General features: G+C 39.2%; 24 protein-coding genes and 1 riboswitch. Of the genes, 14 read left to right on the top strand and 10 right to left on the bottom strand.

The genetic code is table 11. The features are described 5' to 3' along the window. Positions 1-97 precede the first annotated feature (97 nt). Positions 98-886 (top strand): RecX family transcriptional regulator, encoded by a 789-nt coding sequence (locus WAX86_RS06910; RefSeq protein WP_005299665.1) that lies wholly within the window; start codon positions 98-100, stop codon positions 884-886. Between the two features lie 36 nt (positions 887-922). On the opposite strand, the gene WAX86_RS06905 is transcribed toward WAX86_RS06910, so the two are convergent. Together WAX86_RS06905 and WAX86_RS06900 are read right to left on the bottom strand one after the other, a co-directional pair. Next, positions 923-1,375 (bottom strand): N-acetyltransferase, encoded by a 453-nt coding sequence (locus WAX86_RS06905; RefSeq protein ID WP_171027357.1) that lies wholly within the window; start codon positions 1,373-1,375, stop codon positions 923-925. 62 nt (positions 1,376-1,437) lie between these two features. Continuing rightward, the gene (locus tag WAX86_RS06900) at positions 1,438-1,770 is read right to left on the bottom strand and encodes a DUF4377 domain-containing protein (protein ID WP_069531582.1); all 333 of its coding nucleotides are present in this window, start codon (positions 1,768-1,770) and stop codon (positions 1,438-1,440) included. Between the two features lie 162 nt (positions 1,771-1,932). Between WAX86_RS06900 and WAX86_RS06895 the strand changes: the two genes are divergently transcribed. Continuing rightward, positions 1,933-2,217 carry a damage-inducible protein J gene (locus tag WAX86_RS06895; protein ID WP_341489327.1) on the top strand — a complete coding sequence of 95 codons (285 nt, stop codon included), beginning with the start codon at positions 1,933-1,935 and terminating at the stop codon, positions 2,215-2,217. Positions 2,218-2,335: 118 nt separating this feature from the next. Here WAX86_RS06895 and hypA read toward each other — a convergent pair whose 3' ends face one another. Then, positions 2,336-2,683, bottom strand: a complete 348-nt coding sequence (gene hypA / locus WAX86_RS06890; RefSeq protein ID WP_036763975.1) for a hydrogenase maturation nickel metallochaperone HypA — start codon at positions 2,681-2,683, stop codon at positions 2,336-2,338. Positions 2,684-2,697: 14 nt separating this feature from the next. After that, positions 2,698-3,435: a hydrogenase nickel incorporation protein HypB gene (gene hypB, locus WAX86_RS06885; protein WP_005299667.1), complete on the bottom strand. Its 738-nt coding sequence runs from the start codon at positions 3,433-3,435 to the stop codon at positions 2,698-2,700. A 330-nt stretch (positions 3,436-3,765) separates the two neighbouring features. Here hypB and WAX86_RS06880 point away from each other — a divergent pair, with 330 nt between their 5' ends. Further along, a complete protein-coding gene (locus WAX86_RS06880) occupies positions 3,766-4,335 on the top strand; it encodes a hypothetical protein (protein WP_068946749.1) in 570 nt (189 codons plus the stop codon). Between the two features lie 262 nt (positions 4,336-4,597). Here WAX86_RS06880 and WAX86_RS06875 read toward each other — a convergent pair whose 3' ends face one another. The 6 genes from WAX86_RS06875 to hutW all read right to left on the bottom strand — a co-directional run bounded on the left by WAX86_RS06875 (position 4,598) and on the right by hutW (position 8,638). Beyond that, positions 4,598-4,882, bottom strand: coding sequence for a type II toxin-antitoxin system RelE/ParE family toxin (locus tag WAX86_RS06875; protein ID WP_068946750.1), 285 nt, complete (start codon positions 4,880-4,882; stop codon positions 4,598-4,600). Next, the gene (locus tag WAX86_RS06870; RefSeq protein ID WP_197673587.1) at positions 4,872-5,117 is read right to left on the bottom strand and encodes a type II toxin-antitoxin system Phd/YefM family antitoxin; all 246 of its coding nucleotides are present in this window, start codon (positions 5,115-5,117) and stop codon (positions 4,872-4,874) included. The genes WAX86_RS06875 and WAX86_RS06870 overlap by 11 nt, the downstream gene beginning before the upstream one ends. A gap of 357 nt (positions 5,118-5,474) precedes the next feature. After that, positions 5,475-5,870 carry a membrane protein gene (locus WAX86_RS06865; protein WP_036763978.1) on the bottom strand — a complete coding sequence of 132 codons (396 nt, stop codon included), beginning with the start codon at positions 5,868-5,870 and terminating at the stop codon, positions 5,475-5,477. Positions 5,871-6,111: 241 nt separating this feature from the next. Continuing rightward, positions 6,112-6,669, bottom strand: a complete 558-nt coding sequence (gene hutZ, locus WAX86_RS06860; protein ID WP_005299673.1) for a heme utilization protein HutZ — start codon at positions 6,667-6,669, stop codon at positions 6,112-6,114. Beyond that, positions 6,669-7,193, bottom strand: coding sequence for a heme utilization cystosolic carrier protein HutX (hutX, locus tag WAX86_RS06855; RefSeq protein ID WP_275667751.1), 525 nt, complete (start codon positions 7,191-7,193; stop codon positions 6,669-6,671). The genes hutZ and hutX overlap by 1 nt, the downstream gene beginning before the upstream one ends. A 53-nt stretch (positions 7,194-7,246) precedes the next feature. Further along, positions 7,247-8,638 (bottom strand): heme anaerobic degradation radical SAM methyltransferase ChuW/HutW, encoded by a 1,392-nt coding sequence (gene hutW, locus WAX86_RS06850; RefSeq protein ID WP_341489326.1) that lies wholly within the window; start codon positions 8,636-8,638, stop codon positions 7,247-7,249. A 396-nt stretch (positions 8,639-9,034) separates the two neighbouring features. Between hutW and WAX86_RS06845 the strand changes: the two genes are divergently transcribed. The 11 genes from WAX86_RS06845 to lpdA all read left to right on the top strand — a co-directional run bounded on the left by WAX86_RS06845 (position 9,035) and on the right by lpdA (position 19,884). Then, positions 9,035-9,793, top strand: a complete 759-nt coding sequence (locus WAX86_RS06845) for an energy transducer TonB (protein WP_341489325.1) — start codon at positions 9,035-9,037, stop codon at positions 9,791-9,793. Positions 9,794-9,795: 2 nt separating this feature from the next. Continuing rightward, positions 9,796-10,467, top strand: coding sequence for a MotA/TolQ/ExbB proton channel family protein (locus WAX86_RS06840; protein ID WP_341489324.1), 672 nt, complete (start codon positions 9,796-9,798; stop codon positions 10,465-10,467). Further along, the gene (locus WAX86_RS06835) at positions 10,464-10,889 is read left to right on the top strand and encodes a biopolymer transporter ExbD (protein WP_138241150.1); all 426 of its coding nucleotides are present in this window, start codon (positions 10,464-10,466) and stop codon (positions 10,887-10,889) included. The genes WAX86_RS06840 and WAX86_RS06835 overlap by 4 nt, the downstream gene beginning before the upstream one ends. Further along, entirely contained in the window at positions 10,886-11,782 is an 897-nt protein-coding gene (locus WAX86_RS06830; RefSeq protein WP_171027358.1) for a hemin ABC transporter substrate-binding protein, read from the top strand. Before WAX86_RS06835 ends, WAX86_RS06830 begins: the two co-directional genes overlap by 4 nt. A gap of 86 nt (positions 11,783-11,868) precedes the next feature. Next, the gene (locus WAX86_RS06825) at positions 11,869-12,906 is read left to right on the top strand and encodes an iron ABC transporter permease (RefSeq protein WP_005299685.1); all 1,038 of its coding nucleotides are present in this window, start codon (positions 11,869-11,871) and stop codon (positions 12,904-12,906) included. Further along, a complete protein-coding gene (locus WAX86_RS06820) occupies positions 12,903-13,700 on the top strand; it encodes a heme ABC transporter ATP-binding protein (protein ID WP_341489323.1) in 798 nt (265 codons plus the stop codon). The genes WAX86_RS06825 and WAX86_RS06820 overlap by 4 nt, the downstream gene beginning before the upstream one ends. 446 nt (positions 13,701-14,146) lie before the next feature. Then, the gene (gene purR, locus WAX86_RS06815) at positions 14,147-15,151 is read left to right on the top strand and encodes an HTH-type transcriptional repressor PurR (protein ID WP_065172146.1); all 1,005 of its coding nucleotides are present in this window, start codon (positions 14,147-14,149) and stop codon (positions 15,149-15,151) included. Positions 15,152-15,470: 319 nt separating this feature from the next. Next, positions 15,471-15,565: riboswitch (cyclic di-GMP riboswitch) on the top strand. Positions 15,566-15,683: 118 nt separating this feature from the next. Next, positions 15,684-16,274, top strand: a complete 591-nt coding sequence (locus tag WAX86_RS06810) for a TfoX/Sxy family DNA transformation protein (RefSeq protein ID WP_065172147.1) — start codon at positions 15,684-15,686, stop codon at positions 16,272-16,274. 361 nt (positions 16,275-16,635) lie between these two features. After that, positions 16,636-17,028 (top strand): hypothetical protein, encoded by a 393-nt coding sequence (locus tag WAX86_RS06805; RefSeq protein ID WP_341489322.1) that lies wholly within the window; start codon positions 16,636-16,638, stop codon positions 17,026-17,028. Positions 17,029-17,124: 96 nt separating this feature from the next. Beyond that, on the top strand, positions 17,125-17,709 hold the full coding sequence (locus WAX86_RS06800; protein WP_065172148.1) for a carboxymuconolactone decarboxylase family protein: 585 nt from the start codon (positions 17,125-17,127) through the stop codon (positions 17,707-17,709). A 21-nt stretch (positions 17,710-17,730) separates the two neighbouring features. Beyond that, positions 17,731-19,884, top strand: coding sequence for a dihydrolipoyl dehydrogenase (lpdA, locus tag WAX86_RS06795; RefSeq protein WP_341489321.1), 2,154 nt, complete (start codon positions 17,731-17,733; stop codon positions 19,882-19,884). The last annotated feature ends 10 nt before the right edge of the window (positions 19,885-19,894 follow it).

Genomic DNA, 19,894 nt, shown 5'->3' with positions numbered 1-19,894 from the left:
ATCAAAATAAGCCTTTGTTCGTTTGAACTGGGCTTATTTTTTTACCTTGCGTTTACTGTTATCCTTTTACCACAGCTTGTCTTATCGATTTCACATAATGAAAAAAATTCAGCCAGCAAAAACATTACAAAACGTCATTAATAGCGCGATCTACCATCTCAATTTACGCGATCACAGCATTTCAGAACTTAAAACAAAGCTTGAAGCGAAAACAGATAATCAAGAATGGGTTGATACGGTTATCGCCCAAATGAAAGGCTATGGTTATCTAAAAGAAGATCTCCCTTTTGCGATCCACTTTTGTGAAACCAGTTATGCCAATGAGTATGGCAAACGCTACATGATCGAGAAACTAAAGCAAAAAGGCATCAGTGAAACCGATATTACCGATGCATTAGAACGTGTGAGTCATCAACAACAACGCTCTGAGTACGATTTGGTTGTTGAACGATTAAGCCGCATCGAAGATTTCAGCCATACAACTAAAGAAAAGGTCTTTAATACACTGCTCAAACGAGGTTTTAGTTTAAATGATATTACCCATGCCATTGCTGAGCATCCAGCAGGTAATACGTTACTCGAAAAAGCGGTCATTAAAGGTCAAAATGCCAACCTGCGTAATGAGATCATCAAACTTGCGAAAAAACTCAAAGGAGCGGCATTAATTCGTCGCGAGCTGTCGATGAAACATATTGATGTCAGTGAATTTGACCAGATAATTGATGAATTAACACAATCAGGTGAAATTGATTTTTACGCCAACTGTATCACCCTACTGGCCAAAAAACGTTATGACTTAACCGATTATAAAGAGAAAAACAAAGCCTATGCGTATTTAAGCTCACACGGCTTTAGTTCAGATGAAATCAAATGCGCTTTTGAATAACAACATCTGTCGATCGCGTTAAGTCACTACCCATATCTAGAGCAGATACGCCATTTGTAAACGTGCCTCACCCTCACCAAAATAGTCGAGCTCTTCAGCGATCACTTGAAAGCCAACCGATTGATATAGAGTCAATGCGGCTTGGTTTTCGGGATCAACCGTTAACAATAGACGATCATAATGATCTTTACTCTTTTCAATCACATGATTTAATAACGATTTTGCAACGCCTTGCCCACGAGCTAACTTTGAGACGGCTAAAGATAAAATCCAACAGTCTCGACTTGCTGTATTGAGTGCCGGCACAGATAAGATAAAACCTAAATTATCCGCCCCTTTCTTTGCAACAAATAAATTTTGTGACCAACAATCATAAGCTTGTCGAAAAAAGAAATGTGGATAGCCATGATCGGCAAAGGCTTCCGCTTCCAATTGATATATTGAGTGAATATCTTGTTTTTCTGCACAACGAATAACGAACGATGACACGGCTGACAACCTCTTTAATATTTATGCGTAATTAATCATAAAATATTCAATAAGAACAGTATTTATTGGGGCTGAAACGCGGATTTTTCCAGAATTTTTATCAATTTATAATGATATATGCTTGCATCAGCGGGTACATCACCATTTGGATAAGCTAACGTTCGCTCAATTTTAAGTCGGTAAGTATAACCAGGTTCAAAATCAAACCCGTCAATAGAATCGTAAAATAATTGCTCATTTACTACTAAACACTTCATTGGCGTGATACCAAAGCAGTCCGTTTTCTGCGGCCCGACCGTGACTTCCATTGTTTTTGATTGCCTGTCGGAGCTGCAAGACACAAGAAAAAACAATGCAAAAAGCACCGAGAAAAACACCACTGAGAAGAACTTCATAATCTACATCCAGTCATTGCTTGTATACATAAAGCGTAGACAATGAAAGAAAAAACAATCCATAAAATGCGGCATACTGAACATCCTGATTTGATGCTTATTATTTGCTCATCACAAAGTCCAGCGCTAACATTTGTACTAACACCAACAAAGGAATACATCATGGACACTAGAATTCAATTTCGTGTTAATGAGGAAACTAAACGTCTTGCTCAACAAATGGCAGAAAGCCAAGGTCGTACATTGAGTGATGCTTGCCGAGAACTAATAGGACAACTTGCAGAACAACAAAGAAAAGTATTATCCCATGATGCGTGGCTAACCGAACAAGTAAACCTCGCATTTGAAAAATATGATCAGGGAAAGTCAGTTTTTATTGAACATCAAGTAGCTAAATCTCAAATGGAAGAGCGTAAAGCTAAAATACGGAATCGAGGTAATAGGTGAATTTATTGGAAGATAATATCAAACTCAGGCAACCTGCCAGATTAGAAAAACTGACACATTGCCCGTTATACAAAAGCGCTTCATACTTAATAAAGAGAGGTTAACCGTACTAATATAGTTAAACTGACTCTACTTCTAGCTGCATTAGCATCAAGTCTTCACCATCTAAAACTTGGGTCTGAAAACTTCCGCAATGCTGACAAGCAATACTGCGCTCACTGTGAGTTGACTCTTGACCACAATCTCGACAGTGCAGAACTAATGGTTGTTCGGTAATTTCAAGAACAGCATCATGACAGATCCCTTCTAGCTTAAAGGTTTCAAAAGCTGTTCTTAATAAAGCAGGCTCAACACCACTTAAGATACCGACTTTAATCGCTACCCGAGTTACCTTGTTGGCATCATTTGCTATCGCTTGCTCTTCGCACTGCTCTATCAACGCGCCAACAATCGAATATTCGTGCATAGTCTCTTACTCGATCACTTAGTAATGAGGTTATTTTGCAGCCATTGTGCTAGCGGCTTTAGTGTGTCGATATCTTTAACCGAGATCTGCATCACTTCAACTTCAGGATTAAGTTTACGTAGCTGAGCGTAAGCATCTTCCATATCAAAATCAAAGTACGGCATCAGATCGCATTTTGTAATCAACACAAGATCTGCACGGCGGAACATTACCGGATACTTCTCAATTTTATCGTCACCTTCAGGAATAGAAACTAATACGATATTTTTATGAGTACCCACATCATAACTAGCAGGACAAACCAAGTTACCCACATTTTCAACAAAGCAGATATCAAGCTTCTCTAAATCGATGTGATGTAACGCACCATGAACCATAAAGGCATCTAAGTGACACGCAGAGCCAGTTTGAATTTGGTATGCTTCAATGCCAGCTGCTTTTAAACGATCAGCATCACGAGAAGTTTCTAGATCCCCTTCTACAACCGCATATGTTAGCTCTGTACACTGTTGAAGATGCTCTAACAATGTTGTTTTACCACTACCAGGGCTGCTCATTAAGTTAAATGCTGTGACATTGTTTGCTTCAAAATGCGCACGATTATGAGCCGCCTCCATATCATTTTTATCTAAAATTTTATGGATAACAGATAACGTCTTCTTATCATTTAACTGAGGATTACTTTGTAAATTGTGGTCATGATGATGGTGATGACCAGCTCGAGGAAGAGAACAACCGCAATCTTGACACATAACGTAGCTCCAAATGGTGACAAAACGGATAAAATCGAACAACGAAATATATTGATTCAATTTCTATGTTGCCATTATCTATTCCAGTAAGAAATAATGCAATTTGTTAGACAAATAAATCACTCAAACTCACTGAAATAATAGTGAAATTATCATCTATATTCATTTTATCTATCCAATGCTATTCCTATTTGCTTATAGCCACTGCAAAATAATGTTTCTATTTTATTCAGCTTAGCTTCAGTCTTTATGACATTACACTGACAAATATCGAAACGATTAAGCATAATTTGTAAGCATCAACTTCATATAAGCACGAAGAGAAATATAATGACTAATATGACAAAACAGCCTGGTATCAAATCGAAGCTAGTTAAACTTGCAGCACCTATTGCTCTTGCGTGCGCATTTAGCGTATCAGCAGCGCCAGCAGCAACTAACTCGGCACCAGCAAAACCACAAATTTCGGCACAGGTACAACAGGCAGCTCAACGTGTAGGTCAGATCCAACAAGAGCTAGCTACTATTCGTAATAAAACGCTTAAAGCAAATCCTAAGCTAGTTAAAGATATTAAAGCTTACGAAACTGCATTCGATAACAAAGCAAAAGCACTTGGTTATCACCCAGATCAAGAGCTAAAGCGTCTACGTGAAATTCAAACTAAAGCTCGTGATCAGAAAACTACTGATGCACAGCGTAAAGACCTTGCGAAAGAGTTTGCTTCAATTCAACAGAAGCTTATCAAGCAACGTCAAACAATCATGAGCGATCCAGCTATCTCTAAGATGGAACAGCAGTTAGAGAAAAACACTATCACTGCAATGAAGAAGCAGGATCCTAAAACAGACAAACTACTAAAAGAACTTGATTCTCTAATGGCGAAATTTAAGCGCTCATAATCATTCTTTTAAGTTATTGATGACAAACAAAAGCTGACCTCTTGTGTCAGCTTTTTTTATGGATTTCTTTTCTATCATTACAGCTCTTGAGCTATCAACAACATCTCAACCTATATGCTTATTCAGGTCACTTTAGGCATAACAAGTAGGAGGAAGACTCCATCCTCTCACACCACTATACAAACGAGGATCGCATGCGGTAGTTCTAAATATATTTTCAGCGACTCATACTCATATTGCTATGAGTAAAGCTTCAGTCTCTTTATAGTCGTTTTATCGCTGTTTTATATACTTCGTTTCTTTCACGTTTACCAACTGCGATCACTATAACAACAATATCTTTATCACGTACTTCGTAAACAAGCCGATAACCTGCACTTCTTAATTTAATTTTATAGCAGTTCGGCATATTACTCAGCTTTGAAGCTAAGACGTGTGGATTCTCTAAACGCTCAACCAATTTCTTTTTGAATTGCATTTGTATATTAGTGTTTAGTTTTTTCCATTCTTTTTGTGCTTCTTCTTTAATAGCTAATCTATAAGTCACTAATATCGATCTCAAATTCTTTTGAATTGCGACGTTTTCTTACGAGATCTGCAAGCTCAACATCTTCTAATTTATCTAAGAGCATTTCATACGCATCGGCAGGGATGCAATAAAAAGCTGGCTGGTTATGATTCAAAACAGCGACAGGAAAGCCATCCGCATCATTAACTACAGACATCGGATTTTTCTTTAATTCACTGATACTAATAGTGTTGTCAGCTAAAACTTGATGAATCGCCACATTTTTCTCCTAAATTGACGAGGATAGCATTTAAAATTTACATCTAAATTTAGTACTAATTATAGTCTTTTTTATATAAAATCCAATTTTTCCGCAACAAAAATCAAGCATCATATACTTAATACATGAGATTAAGATAATTCACGTTTTCTTGCGGGCATTAGTAAATAAGTGCAGGACAAAGCAAGTTTAAAAGACCATTTAATTGATTAGCAGAAAAAGCGGGGAGCTGTTCAACGGCTTGTCTTAAAAACATAAAAAAATCCAAGTGCACTAAATACACTTGGATCCCTTTTATCTGTTCTGTTTAATGAAGCTCATTACAAAGACTTCATTTCTATCAAACTGTCTTTATAGTGGAATAGCTTGATTTGCACTTAAACGCTGCATACCACGAACAATTTTTGCTAACCATGCCAGTACGGCAATACCTGCAATGCCAGCACCAATAAATGGTAATACGTGCAAAATTTTATCTAGGATATCACTGTGAATCCAGTATTCAGCACCAGCAGCCATGCCCGTTGTTGTTGCCGCAGTTACACCAAGAACCACAAAGAAAGTGAAGAACAAAAAGAAACTGCGAATAATGGTGTAATAGTGACTGTAAGTTAACTCATCAGTCCCCTTATTCATCTTGTAACCTGCATAAATAATGGCAATGATGCCAGATACAAGCAAAGTAAACGGAGTCAGAAAGCTAGCAATGTAGGCAAACCATACGCCTTTTTTATTATCTTCAGTCATATTTTTAGATCCATAACGATACTATAACTGTGTAATTATCACATGTATCGCCAGATCATCAAGTTTCGCTCAGTATTTGAATGATCAAGATCAATGCTTTATTTTTTCTGTCTGCTAGGGTCAGCTAAAACACCCTAGGCTCCAAATGATAGCGCCATAAAAGGCAAAATATCGGTTGTTTTTAAAACAGAAAAACCCAAGTGAGCATCTTGGGTTTTTGGATATTACAGAGATAACAGGCTTACAGTTTTTCAGACGGTTCTTGGATCTCAGAGCCATCTTTAATTCTGCGATGCCCTTCTGTTAAGTGGACAAAATCAATCAGATCATCACCACTCACTTGGAATGCTTTACCAAAGCCTTTTACAAACAGGCCGTGTGTTGGCTTAAGTCGAAATAATACAAAATCCTCTAAGCCGCTGAGCCCTTCAACAATCTCGCCAAAACGGTTAGTTAGACCATCAATAGCTAAAAGCCATGCAGCAGATTCTCTTTCGACTTTTTCAACATCTGCTTCAAAAGTCAAACGCTTGCGCGCATATAAAACCTTAGCTGTCTTTTCATCTTCGATCATCATAAGAGAGACGCGGGGATTTTCTAATAAGTTACGCGCATGCTTTGCAATTTGGCTAATCAATACATAATAGCCATCTTCTAATAATACAAATGGAGCATAACTTACGTTGGGTTGACCGCTATTATCAACCGTTGCTAATTGAAGCGTTAAACAACTGTCACGAAATTCTTTGATTTCTGGTTCCAGTCGACTTTGAAGGCGTTCTTGCTTTACTTGATTCATTACGAATCTTCTCCTAATTGTTTTAGTTTTTTAAACATCTCAATTTGTTCGGGAAAGAGTTGTCGCTTTTTATCTCGCCCTAAATAAACTTTAAATACACACTCCCCTTGAGCTGCAAAAAAGCCAATAAAGTAACTTTCTTGCCCCATAAAAGGTTTACTAACAAGCGCAATATCAGAGACCAAATCTAAGCGTAAATGACCATGAAGCTCACCGTCACGTCCCATCAAATTATAGTAGCCACGCGCTTCTTTACCTTTTGGAAACGGCGCTTTTACCTCAAAGATAGAGCCCATTGAATGGACAATCGTTGTAACCGGCCCCCACTGTGGCAATTGTTCAAGAATAGACTGAGCTAACTTGCCAGAAAGATGGCTGACCATAGATTCAGGAAATGATAAAACCACTTCACCTTCTGTCACTTTAAGTTGCTCTGCTAAGCTCATGGCATGTAAAGCAGGATCTTGTTCAAGTAATTGCGCCACTTGTTGTTTTAGTTCTTGTTGGGTAATAGTAGAAAACAAGATAACTCTCCCTATGTCTTTGTGATGTAAAGTTTAATAACTGGATTAAATAATTAGGCAGCCAGAGACTGATTCAATTGCTGTGTTATTGCTTCTATTAATGCTTGAGCTAAGGTTACAGCCCAAAACTGTCCTGCTAACGTTAAAGTGACATAGTGTGAGTTCACTTCAACTAAACCGTTTTCTCGCCATGCTTTAAACAGAGGTAAACAAGAAGAATATAGCCCTTTGCCTCCAATCGAATCTAGTGAAGATCGGCTAAGTACGCCTCGATCAAAACTGGCTTTAATTTCGGCATGGAGAGAGGCTTGATTTGCTTGTTTGGTCATCATTGCAATCGGTAATTCACCACGTTTAATCGCAGCTAAATAAGCATCTAAAGTACGATGTTGCATCATGCCAAAACCTGCAATATTGCCACCAGCACCTGCCCCTAGAGGTAAGACTTCTGCTGTAGTTTTTGCTAGGCTGTTATATAAGCTTCGCTCTCGATTATCACGAGCCCAATGATTTACACTGAGTTTGCGCATATGATGATGACTCATGTAATCATGCCCCATCAAAAACATGGTCGCTTTTGTTTGTGTATCAGCAGGTTCGGGGAGCTTGCCTTTATCAATAAGGTTTTTCATTGGAGTCCCACCCATTTCAATCAACTGATAGAGATCTACACCATGAGCGCCTGAGGCCATGAAATCTTCTAGGTCTTGTTGCCACACATCTAAAGTCTGATAAGGCAGTCCGTATAACAGATCAATAACGATCGGAGCTTGATCTGTCGCAGCCAGAGCAGCAACGCGATCGAGTACTACCTCTCGATCATCTAAACGCTTAGCTTTACGTCTTACTTGAGTATCAAAACTCTGAACACCAAAAGAGAAACGGTTAAATCCCCCTTCTAATGCAGAATCAAACATTTCATCACTGAATCGATTAATACGACCTTCAAGCGTTAATTCACAATCGGTAGTCAGTGGAAAATGTTTGCGAATCATCGTTCCTAATTGTTTAACTTGCTGTGCGGTTAAATCGGTTGGCGTACCACCACCAATATAGACAGCATGAAACGGTGCTGATTGGGTCCATGGCTGCTGTGCTTTTAATTTCAGCTCAATCATCAAAGCGGCAAAATAATCATCAATAAGTTGTTGGCTTGATGCGTATTGGAAGAAATTGCAGTAAGTACAGCGTACTCGACAAAATGGGATATGCACATAAAGGCAACGTTTTTTGACTTGGCTATAAGGTTCTAGCGATCTTTTTTTCTCCTCACTAAGTAAAGATAATCCTAAAGTTTGGTGTTGCTCAGCTGGAACCATTGTATTCATACCACCTGCATGTGCAGATTTCTTGCGACTAAAAGCAAAACGAAGAGGGTCTGGAGAATGCAAACCCAAAATACTTTCATCTAATTTATTTATATCTATCTGGTGTTCTTGATTCATTGAAATTCTAGTCTTTAAAAGCCCTTACCCATCAGCCATGATTCCCTATTATTGAATATGCTTAGTGATCATTAGCTGCCCTCAATATCTTCCTTTATCTCGACTATCTCGATGACGAACATGTCGTTTTGTTATACAAGTCTTTTCTATGCTCTTATTGAGAATGACTCTTAATTCGCTGCATAATAGTTTCGCCTGAATAATATTGCAAATGATAATTGATATTATTTTCATCTTATGGATAATGATAACGATTCTTAATCAATGGCGATGCTTGTTTATACTAGAATAGAATAAAACAGTGTAAAAACATGATCTTAATCCATCACGGATTATTATCACCATTAATCGCTATTTTTAACCTTTATGAACAACGTTGCTTTATTAGGTCATCAGATGGATACGACAAGATATGTAATAGCAGGTGCAGTTTCAGTCATTATTCATGGTTTGATTCTCTCTGCTGTGCCAAGCCAAAACGCAATAGCAATGCCAATAGGTAATCAAATAGCGCCTGTTTCTTTAAATCTAGTGACGGCACCTATTGCTCCGCTACCACCGGCTCAAGATGTTGCAAAAGCAGAAGTCAAACCGCAAAAATCTGTTAAAAAAACACAGCAAATTGAACAAAAAACAGCGGTAAAAAAACTAGTAAAAAAGACGACACCAACAAAGAAAGCGGCTAAGAAAGTAGCGAATAAAACAACAAAAACAAAAAAAGCGGAGCAAAAGCCGGTAGTAAAAAACCGTGATAGCAAGCCAGTAAAGAGTGCAACTAAACCACAACCTCAGAGCAAGCTGAAAAATGAAACAAGCCAAGTAGCTAATACCGCTAACAATAAAAAGGCACTGTTATCTAGTGGTACTCAATCTCCTGAATTAGTCAGCCGACCAACATTTGCCACTCGACCAGGGCCGGTTTCTTACCCAAGATTGGCAAAACGCCGAGGGATTCAAGGACAGGTAATGGTTGAGATCTGGATTGATCCAAAGGGTAAACAAATTAAACAAAAAGTGATCTCATCATCAGGTACAGAGATCCTTGATCAAGCGGCATTAACAGCCATTAAGAAGTGGAAGTTTTCTTCACATATCGTTGATGGGCAAGCTATTGCTCACCGCGTTCATATTCCTGTACGTTTTCAATTGGATTAATTATGGAATTTATCAACCAATATCAAGAACAGTTTGGTCTTATGGCCTGGCCCCTTTTTATCTGTTCACTGCTTACCGTCATGATTTTACTTGAGCGGTTTATTCAAGTTTTACTCTGTACTGGTGTTGGTAAAACCAAAATAAATCAAATACTCAACAATCAAAATCGCCACGATGAACAAGCATTGGATCATCTAGCTCAGCAATTGCAGAATCAGCGCCCTCTTCTGTATAAGGGGATCGCAATGCTGATTTCACATCGTCATTTTGCTAAAGCGCTACGTGAAGATGCCGCAGGTATGTGGCTACAACAAAAACGAACTCAATTACGCTCCGGACTCAAGCTCTTAAGTCTTATTGGCGTGATCAGTCCATTACTGGGTTTATTAGGTACCGTATTAGGTTTGATCGATATGTTTAAAGGCATTGCTATGACCACAGGCTCAGTTACCCCAAATGATCTGGCCGATGGGTTAGGTCTTGCGATGCGAACCACTGCCGCAGGCTTAATCATTGCACTACCAGCCATTACAGGTGCACAACTGCTCGGACTTTGGGCTGATAGCATTACCTCAAAACTTGAACACAGTTTAAATCGCTGCAATTTATGGCTGGAAGGGATCTCAGTAACAACAACTTGTGATAAGCCAGTTCAAGGTGAGGCTCTCTCATGATAAGCACAGGAAATAGCCGCTGGCAGGACGATGAGTTATCACCGGATCTTACCCCGTTACTCGATATTATTTTTATTGTAATGGTTTTCTTATTGTTAACAGCAAGCGTAAAAATTAAATCGCTGAATGTCGATCTCCCACAAACAGAAACACAAATACTGCAGACGACCTCTGCCGATCCTATAACCATTAACCTACTTGCCTCTGAACCTCATTGGGCTCTAGATGGAAATCAACAAAAAAGTTGGGAGGCTTTTTCAACAACCTTATTGGACGAAGTTAAAGCAAACCCATCGAAACCGGTTGTGATTGGGGCTGAGAAAACGGCCTCAGTCGAACAAATGTTAAAGCTTTTAGCGTTTTTACAAAAAAATGACATCAAGGCTACTCAATTGCTAATGGAAGAGGATAACAAAGCATGAGTCTAATTAAACCAGCACCAGTGTTTAAAACCGTATCTTTAGCTGTTGCTATCCTATTTGGAGCGACGTCAGCTTATGCACAAAACAATGACTCGCGTATTATCAGTGCCGGATCTGCAATTACTGAGATTATCAATGCCTTAGATGCCAGCGATCAACTGGTTGCTGTAGACAGTACCAGTCAAACATTGGTTGATACCAAGATGCCTAAAGTTGGCTATCATCGTCAATTATCAGCAGAAAATCTCATGTCACTCACACCAACTCGTATTATTGGTTCAAACGAAATGGGTCCAGAATCGACGCTCACCATATTGAAACAAGCTGGCGTTGCTGTGGATATCGTCAACTCAGGGAATACCGTTTCAGATCTTACTAAGCGAATTGAACAAGTTGCACAATTAACAGGTCACCAAAAACAAGCTGATGGGTTAGAACAAAAAGTGCAACATACTGTTCAAACATTAACGGATCATCTATCTCAACTTAAGAAACATCCTAATTTTAAAGAAAAAAAAGTTTTGTTTGTGATGATTCATGATGGGAGACCTGTCAATGTAGCAGGTAAAGGAACAACGGCAGATACCGTTATCAACCTTGCTGGAGCCATAAACCCGGCTGCTGCATTTGTTGAAAACTATAAACCTATTTCAACAGAAGCCATGCTTCAAATGCAGCCTGATATCATTTTATTGAGCTCTAGAACCGCGGCAACCATCAAAACGATGCCAGATCTAATTAAGAAGATTCCAGTACTAGCCCAAACACCCGCAGCGCAAAATAATGCATTAGCTGTGATAGATGGTACAGCGCTTATTGGTGGTCTCGGTATCCATAGCCTCAACGAAGCGGCTCGATTATCAAATGTTTTCTATCCAACTGTGAATCAGTAACAGATAACGAAATTTCAGTAAAATAATTATCATCAGAGGGAGCATCTGATTCCCTCTCTTTTCTCCTATTTATAGTTTGAGTTTTTATGGGAAATCAACGTTTATCCATCCGCTCCCTCTACCCTATTGGCTTTGGCCTTTTACTACTCGCCATCGTCAGTTCTATTGTTATTGGCCCAATGTCTATTAGCTATAGTGATAGCATTAAAGCCTTACTGCCTTGGCATACCGAACTGCCAAATCATATCAGCTTAGTTATCAATCAGATTCGTCTACCGAGAACTCTGCTCTGTATTATGATTGGAGCAATTCTCGCCATTTGTGGTGCGGTAATGCAGGGGCTATTTCGTAATCCACTTGCTGATCCCGCCATCATTGGGGTAACAGGTGGTGCAGGGCTTGGGGCTGCGTTAGCGATCATTGTATTTGCACCTATTGCAGCGCAATTTCCCACCATTTTAAACTTAGGCGCAATCCCTCTGTTTGCCTTTATTGGCGGTGTTATCAGTACTTTCTTTGTTTATCGTTTAGGTACTGGAACTAATGGAACATCGGTGACTGTGATGCTGTTAGCGGGGGTGGCAATCTCAGCAATATCAGGCGCGGGCTTAGGCTTACTTAATTATGTTGCCGACGATCAAGCGCTTCGTGATTTCTCTTTATGGTCAATGGGTTCATTAGCTGGCGCAACGTGGTCAGGGATCGCTCTAGCAACCGTATCTTTTGTTGCACTGTTTTTCTTTTTCTATCGTAAAGCCAATGCACTCAATGCTTTTTTATTGGGCGAATCAGAAGCCAAGCATATGGGCGTAAATGTCCAACGCCTTAAAAAACAGTTAATCATTACTTGTGCCGCAGGTGTTGGCGTTACCGTGTCACTAACAGGTCCGATAGGGTTTATTGGCCTTATTATTCCTCATCTGGGACGAATGCTAATTGGACCAAACCATAAAAACTTAATTCCGGTATCAGCCCTATTAGGCGCCTTCATTTTGTTACTTGCAGATATGATTGCTCGTACCGCTTTTGCTCCTCAAGAGTTACCAGTTGGTATTATCACTGCCATCATCGGTGCTCCCTTCTTTATTATGTTATTGATCCAGCAAAAAGGACGTATGGCATGAGCAGCACACTATCCTCTCATCACGCAATAGCACTAAAAGCTTCTAACCTTCATTTGCAGCTGGGCAGAAAGACCTTACTAGATAATGTTGATTTAGAAATAAGGTCTGGGCAAATAACCGCGCTGTTAGGTCCAAATGGTGCCGGTAAAAGTAGTCTACTGAAGGTATTAAACGGTGAAATAACGCCAAATTCAGGATCGATTGAGATCTTTTCAAGACCCAAAGATCATTGGCCATCTGAATTATTGGCAAAACACATGGGTATATTGCCGCAGCACAGTACCCTATCGTTCTCATTTCTTGCTCATGAAGTTGCAGAGCTTGGTGCGATGCCTTTAGCAATATCAAATCATCAAGCGCAACAACTAGCGGCTAAGAATATGGTTAAAGTTGGTGTGGATCATCTCGCAAACAGGCTTTATCCAACGCTATCTGGCGGGGAAAAACAGCGCGTTCATTTTGCCAGAGTATTAACCCAGTTATCGCACTCTGGCGAACAATGTATTTTAATGCTTGATGAACCCACATCTGCTCTTGATCTTGCTCATCAACATCATACTTTAGAGATTGCACAAGCGCTTTCACAACAGGGTGCTGCCGTTATCATTGTTATTCATGATCTGAACTTAGCCGCTCAATACGCGGATCGTTTGATCATTTTGAACCAAGGCAAAATTCAAGCTGATGGTACGCCATGGCAAGTACTAACCCCAACCGCAGTCGAAAATGTTTACGGCTGGCCAGTTCAAGTTATCGCTCATCCAGAACATAACTACCCGGTTATTTTGGCTTAATGTCTCTGTTATGAGCAGAAATTGTGCCATTAATCGATAAAACCAATGAATATTTACGTTTAATTACATTCAAATTTATTGATGCCTATCAAGTATTTTCCGCTTCAAGCACAGAAACATTGCACTCGCGCAGACTCTAGGTAAAATGTGATCGCAAGCGATTACACAATGTAATAGAATCGTATAATATTCACTTATAGCACTTGTTATCAAAAAGCCGCTCTTTATGGTGCGGCTTTTTAGCTTTTAGCGGGTTTCACAATACAAACCCGATTACTTGCTTAATCATCTAAACTTTAGCTAATTATTAGAGATTAAAAGCAAGATTAACTGTGTGGTGATAACAAACTGAATAGCCAGAGAGACTCAACGTAGAGCTGGCTAACCAATTTGATATCGAAAGAATTGCGGTCTGACTCTAGACCCCCATTATTAGAAGAATAACTATGGCAACGATTAAAGATGTTGCACGTATGGCTGGTGTTTCAACGACGACAGTCTCTCACGTGATCAATAAAACGCGCTTTGTCGCAGAAGCAACACAAAAGAAAGTTATGGCAGCGGTTGATGAGCTTAATTACGCTCCAAGTGCTGTTGCTCGCAGTTTAAAATGCAATACAACCCGTACAATCGGTATGTTGGTAACTAAATCAACCAACCCATTCTTTGCTGAAGTTGTTCACGGTGTTGAAGAGTACTGTTATAAAGAAGGTTATACGCTTATTCTGTGTAATACAGAAGGTAACCTATCGAAACAACAAGATTACCTTCGCATGCTAGCAGAAAAGCGTGTCGATGGTCTGCTTGTTATGTGTTCCGATCTGGATGAGAAACTGCTTGAGTTGCTAGAACGCAAAAAAGATCTGCCTATGGTTATCATGGATTGGGGCCCAGAGTCACCACATACAGATAAAATCCAAGATAATGCAGAGCATGGCGGCTATATTGCAACTAAACACTTTATTGAAAATGGCCATACCAAAATTGGTTGTTTGTCTGGTCATGAAGACAAGTCAACCTGTCGCGAGCGTCTTAAAGGCTTCCGTAAAGCGATGGCAGAAAGCAATCTATCTGTAAATGAAGATTGGATTCTTGAAGGTGATTTTGAGTGTGATACGGCAGTAAAAGCGGCGCAAGACTTTATCGCGATGACTGAACGTCCAACGGCTATTTTCTGTTTTAATGACATTATGGCTATGGCGATGATCAGCACATTTGAACAAGCAGGATTACGAGTTCCTGATGATATTTCAATTATTGGCTATGACAATATCGATTTAGCGCCATATTTTTCACCGCCATTGACAACAATCCATCAGCCAAAACGTCGTTTAGGTAAAACGGCTGTTGAAATTTTAATGGATCGCGTCAAAGATAAGAATCATGAGCGTCAAACTTTTGAAATGGCGCCTGAGCTCGTTATTCGTAAGTCGGTAAAGAATCTTAATTAATTGGGAATCTATTCCAAATATGAAGCCAATATTCAATATTGGCTTTTTTTATATAAAAAGAAAGACTAAACAGGTCTAATCAGTTTAATGAATTAAAATTTATTCTGTATTCATTTTACCTTAACCAAATTACGATTTAAAAAAAGGTTAATAATAGGATATGTTCGTAACACTTTATTCTTAAAGCGCTTTTTTGGCTGATAATTAAACATTTCTTATGCATCTATATTACTCATTTTAAATTATTAACTGAATCAACATCACAAATTTTGCAACTTCATATAAAAAATATTAAGCTATCTACGTTAACCTTTATCAGTTACGAACAGGGCAAACTATCTTGAAAGAGATAGGACGCAAAGCTTCCGGCCTAAAAGTTTATATACATAAACTCATGGTAGCGGGGTTGCCGATAATCAAAATATCAATGTCATGAATCTTAGGGTTTCTGACAGAATATTTAGTTATTCTGATAATCTAAATCCCCGCTCTGATGTTAGGTGACTCATGATTATTTTCACCGAGAAGAAGCATGGACAAACCAGTATTAAAAAACACGTTAAAATTATTTGAATGTTTTGGGCGTATCAAATCACGCTCTATGTTTGGAGGTTTTGGTATATTCGCGGGTGATACTATGTTTGCTCTGGTAGTAAACAATACGCTACATCTACGGGCCAATTGCCATAATGAAGGGGAATTTAAAGCACTGGGACTAAAACCCTATATATATTACAAAAAAGGATTTCCAGTTGTCACAAAACATTATGCCATTCCTGACTATTGGTGGGATGATACTCAATGCTTAATCAAGCAAGGTGAACTCTCTCTCCAAGCGGCAGAAAAGGATAAGGAATCCAAATCAAAAGCAACACCTAATCGAATTAAAGATCTACCTAATCTACGCTTAACCAATGAACGCATGTTAAAAAAAGCAGGAATTGAAACCGTTGAGCAATTATTTGCTGTTGGTGCTCTTGATGCATTTAAAGCACTACAGTCATCTCAAGGAGACTCTTTAAATCTTGAACTATTGTGGGCACTTGAAGGAGCTATCAGTGGTCAGCATTGGTCAGTAATTACTGAACAGCGTCGCCATGAGCTACTTTCGTCATTAAATTAAAAACAATACTCACAATACGTTGGCTAAATTAACACTTAAGTAGAGAGGCTATTATCAGCCTCTTTTTTTATCAAACAAGTTACATAACAACTGATTAATATATTAATAATCTTATATATCTAGGTTAAAACCACCCATTAAATATAAAACACAGTTTTTAAAAAATAATCATATACAGACATACAAAAAATAAATACAACTAAAGTTTATTGAACAAAGTCACAAAGTTTACACCCACCTTACATCAAAACTACCCTTCACTCATTTTTCCGATAATATAGTTATAGTTTGAGGCTTATATAGGAATACGGGCACTCAAATAATTAAATACTTAGAGATGCTAATGTTGTATGAGGCGATTATGAGTTGTTCCAACCCATTTCCAGGACAAACTACAAATATTTTTAAAGACAAGTTTTGTAAATGGCCAAGACTACTTCAAATTAGTATCGTTCTCTCTTTTCTACCTATTTTTGCCGTTCTCATTGCAGTAAAGCAAAATATAGCCTCATTACAATCACTCTCTGATACCATTGTCGTGATGGGTTTTTTAAATATCTTTCTTCTTGTTTGGGGTTTGATCCTATTTTTTAAGGCTCGCAAACATTGGTATCGTAATTACCACATAGGGAAAAGCCTATTGGTTGCGGTTCTTCCGGTTTTTTTGAGTGGTTATATCCTCATCAACGATCTTCCTGATAATCGTACCGTGCAGCAAGAAACCTCTAAAGTTGTAGAATTTTCCATCAACTAATCGATTTTTAAAGATTTTTTGCTTTTGCTGAAATAAAAACGCGCTACCCTCGGTCTTTGTTGCTAATTCAGTACACTTTGACAGTAAGGGTTGTCCGTGCGCATTCAAGCTAAGAAAAAATATTCCATCTTTATCCGCCCATTACTTTGGTTACAAGAACGACACTATGGTAGCGTTTTAAATCCAGCCAAGTTATGGGGACGTAAGCCAACACTATTTTGGCTTGTTGCAGGATTTTTTGGATACTTAGACCGCTCGAAATCCCCACTATCTCCTGTCTTACGTTCATTAGTCTGTGTTCGTGTATCACAGCTAAATGATTGTGCCTTTTGTGTTGATGCTAATGGAATGAAGCTTGCTGAACGCTGTAATTCTGTTGATAAAATCAAACAACTTGCACATTGGCAAGAGAGTGAACTATTTTCGGATCAGGAACGTGCTGTTCTCGAATACACCGAAGCCATGACCATTACGGGTTCGAAAGTGACAGAAGATATGATCGCAACATTAAGTCAATGGTTTAATGAAGATTCGCTTGTAGAGTTAACGGCTCTTATTGCGTTTCAGAATTTATCTGCCAAGTTCAATACAGCACTTGATGTTCCTGCTCAAGGTTTTTGCTCGTTACCAATTCAACCAAAAGCAGAGCAAAAAAAGAGTCAGGATAATAGCGATATTTAAACGTTTAATTGAGGTCTGTTTATGGACAAAAGAAAACTCTTTTTATTTGGAATAGTCGCTGCTGTGATCGGAGTATGGCTATATTTTGATTTAAGCCAGTACTTCACGCTAGAGCAAGCAAAAGCACAGCAATTAGCACTTCAAGATACGATACATACACATCCTGTTTGGGCAAGTATGGTTTTCTTCTTTGCTTATGTTGCAGTCACGGCCCTCTCTCTGCCAGGAGCGGCGATCATGACTCTGCTTGGGGCGGCTTTATTTGGATTTTGGTGGAGCCTAATACTGGTTTCCTTTGCCAGTACTATTGGAGCAACCCTTGCGTTCTTATTCAGTCGCTTTATTTTACGCGATTGGGTACAAACTAAATTTGGTTCACGCTTATCGGCAATCAATGAGGGAATCAAAAAGCAAGGTAGCTTTTACTTACTCAGCCTTCGCTTAATTCCAGTGTTTCCTTTTTTCCTAATCAACTTATTGATGGGACTAACACCAATAAGGGCTAAACAGTTTTTCTTTGTTAGTCAATTGGGCATGCTACCCGGAACGGCTGTTTATGTTAACGCAGGAACACAGCTCGGAGAAATTAACACTCTTTCTGGGATTATCTCTTTGCCAGTACTGATTTCACTGGCGTTGCTGGGTCTATTCCCTCTCATAGCAAAAGCGGTGATGAATCAAATTCAAGCGCGTAAGATCTATCAAAAATGGCAAAAACCGGCTTCGTTTGACCAAAATATGGTAGTAATTGGTGCTGGTTCCGGTGGTTTGGTGAGTGCTTATATTGCTGCGGCAGTAAAGGCAGAAGTTACTCTGATTGAAAAGCATAAAATGGGTGGCGATTGTCTTAATACGGGTTGTGTCCCTTCAAAAGCACTGATTCGCGCTGCTCACAATATGGCCGAAATCCAACGTGCCGCTGAGTTTGGGGTTTCAACTGGTCCTATCACCGTTGATTTTAAACAGGTTATGACGCGAGTACAAAATGTTATCAGTAAGATTGAGCCACATGACTCTATCGAGCGATATCGTTCTCTTGGCGTTAATTGTATTACGGGTGAAGCATCCATTCGTTCTCCTTGGGAAGTTGAAGTCAATGGTAAAATCATTACCACAAAAAATATTGTTATTGCTACAGGTGCTCGTCCATTAGTTCCTAATATTCCGGGCTTACAATCAGTAAACTATTTGACCTCTGATACCGTATGGTCGCTGCAAGAACAGCCACAAAAACTTTTGGTATTAGGCGGTGGACCAATTGGGTGTGAATTAGCTCAAAGTTTTGCTCGCCTTGGCACAAATGTCACATTAGTTGAAATGGCTCCACAATTATTGATTCGTGAAGACAGTGATGCGGCAAAATTAGTCCAAGATAGCCTTATTGCAGATGGGGTTGAGATTAAACTGGAGCACAAAGCTATGCGTTTTGAATCCATTGTCGATGCAAATGGAAAAACAATGGGGAAAGTGTATCTTGATTTTCATAATGAGCAGCAGGTAACCGTTGAATTTGATGCCGTATTACTTGCTCTAGGTCGAGTTGCGAATGTTCAAGGCTTTGGCTTAGAAGAGTTAGGGATTACAACAACAGCAAGAGGTACTGTTGAAGTTAATGACTACCTCCAAACCCAATACCCTAATATATATGCTGTTGGTGATGTTGTCGGTCCATATCAACTTACACACGCAGCAAGTCATCAAGCGTGGTATGCCGCTGTTAATGGACTATTCGGGCAATTTAAACGCTTTAAAGCCGACTATTCTGTTATGCCTGCAGCAACCTACACATCTCCAGAAGTTGCTCGGGTTGGCCTTAATGAGAAAGAGGCAACCGCACAAGGTATTGAGTTTGATGTTGTCACCTATGGCATTGATGATCTTGATCGAGCGATTACAGATGGAGAAGATCATGGTTTTATCAAAGTTATTACCCCAAAAGGTAAAGATACCATCTTGGGGGCGACCATAGTTGGTGCAAATGCAGGCGATCTTCTAGCTGAATTTACCTTAGCGATGCGCCATAATCTTCGATTAAACAAAATATTAGCCACCGTACACCCCTACCCAACTATGAGTGAAGCGGTAAAATATACTGCCGGTGTTTGGAAACGCAACAATGCTCCCGAAAAATTATTAGAATGGGTCGCAAAATATCATCGCTGGATGCGTAAATAAGGATTGGATG

The sequence above is a fragment of the Photobacterium damselae subsp. damselae genome (assembly GCF_038086725.1).
In the GTDB taxonomy this organism is placed as follows: domain Bacteria; phylum Pseudomonadota; class Gammaproteobacteria; order Enterobacterales; family Vibrionaceae; genus Photobacterium; species Photobacterium damselae.
Note: the sequence above shows the minus strand (reverse complement) of the source record. Positions and strands in the feature narration are given on the sequence as shown.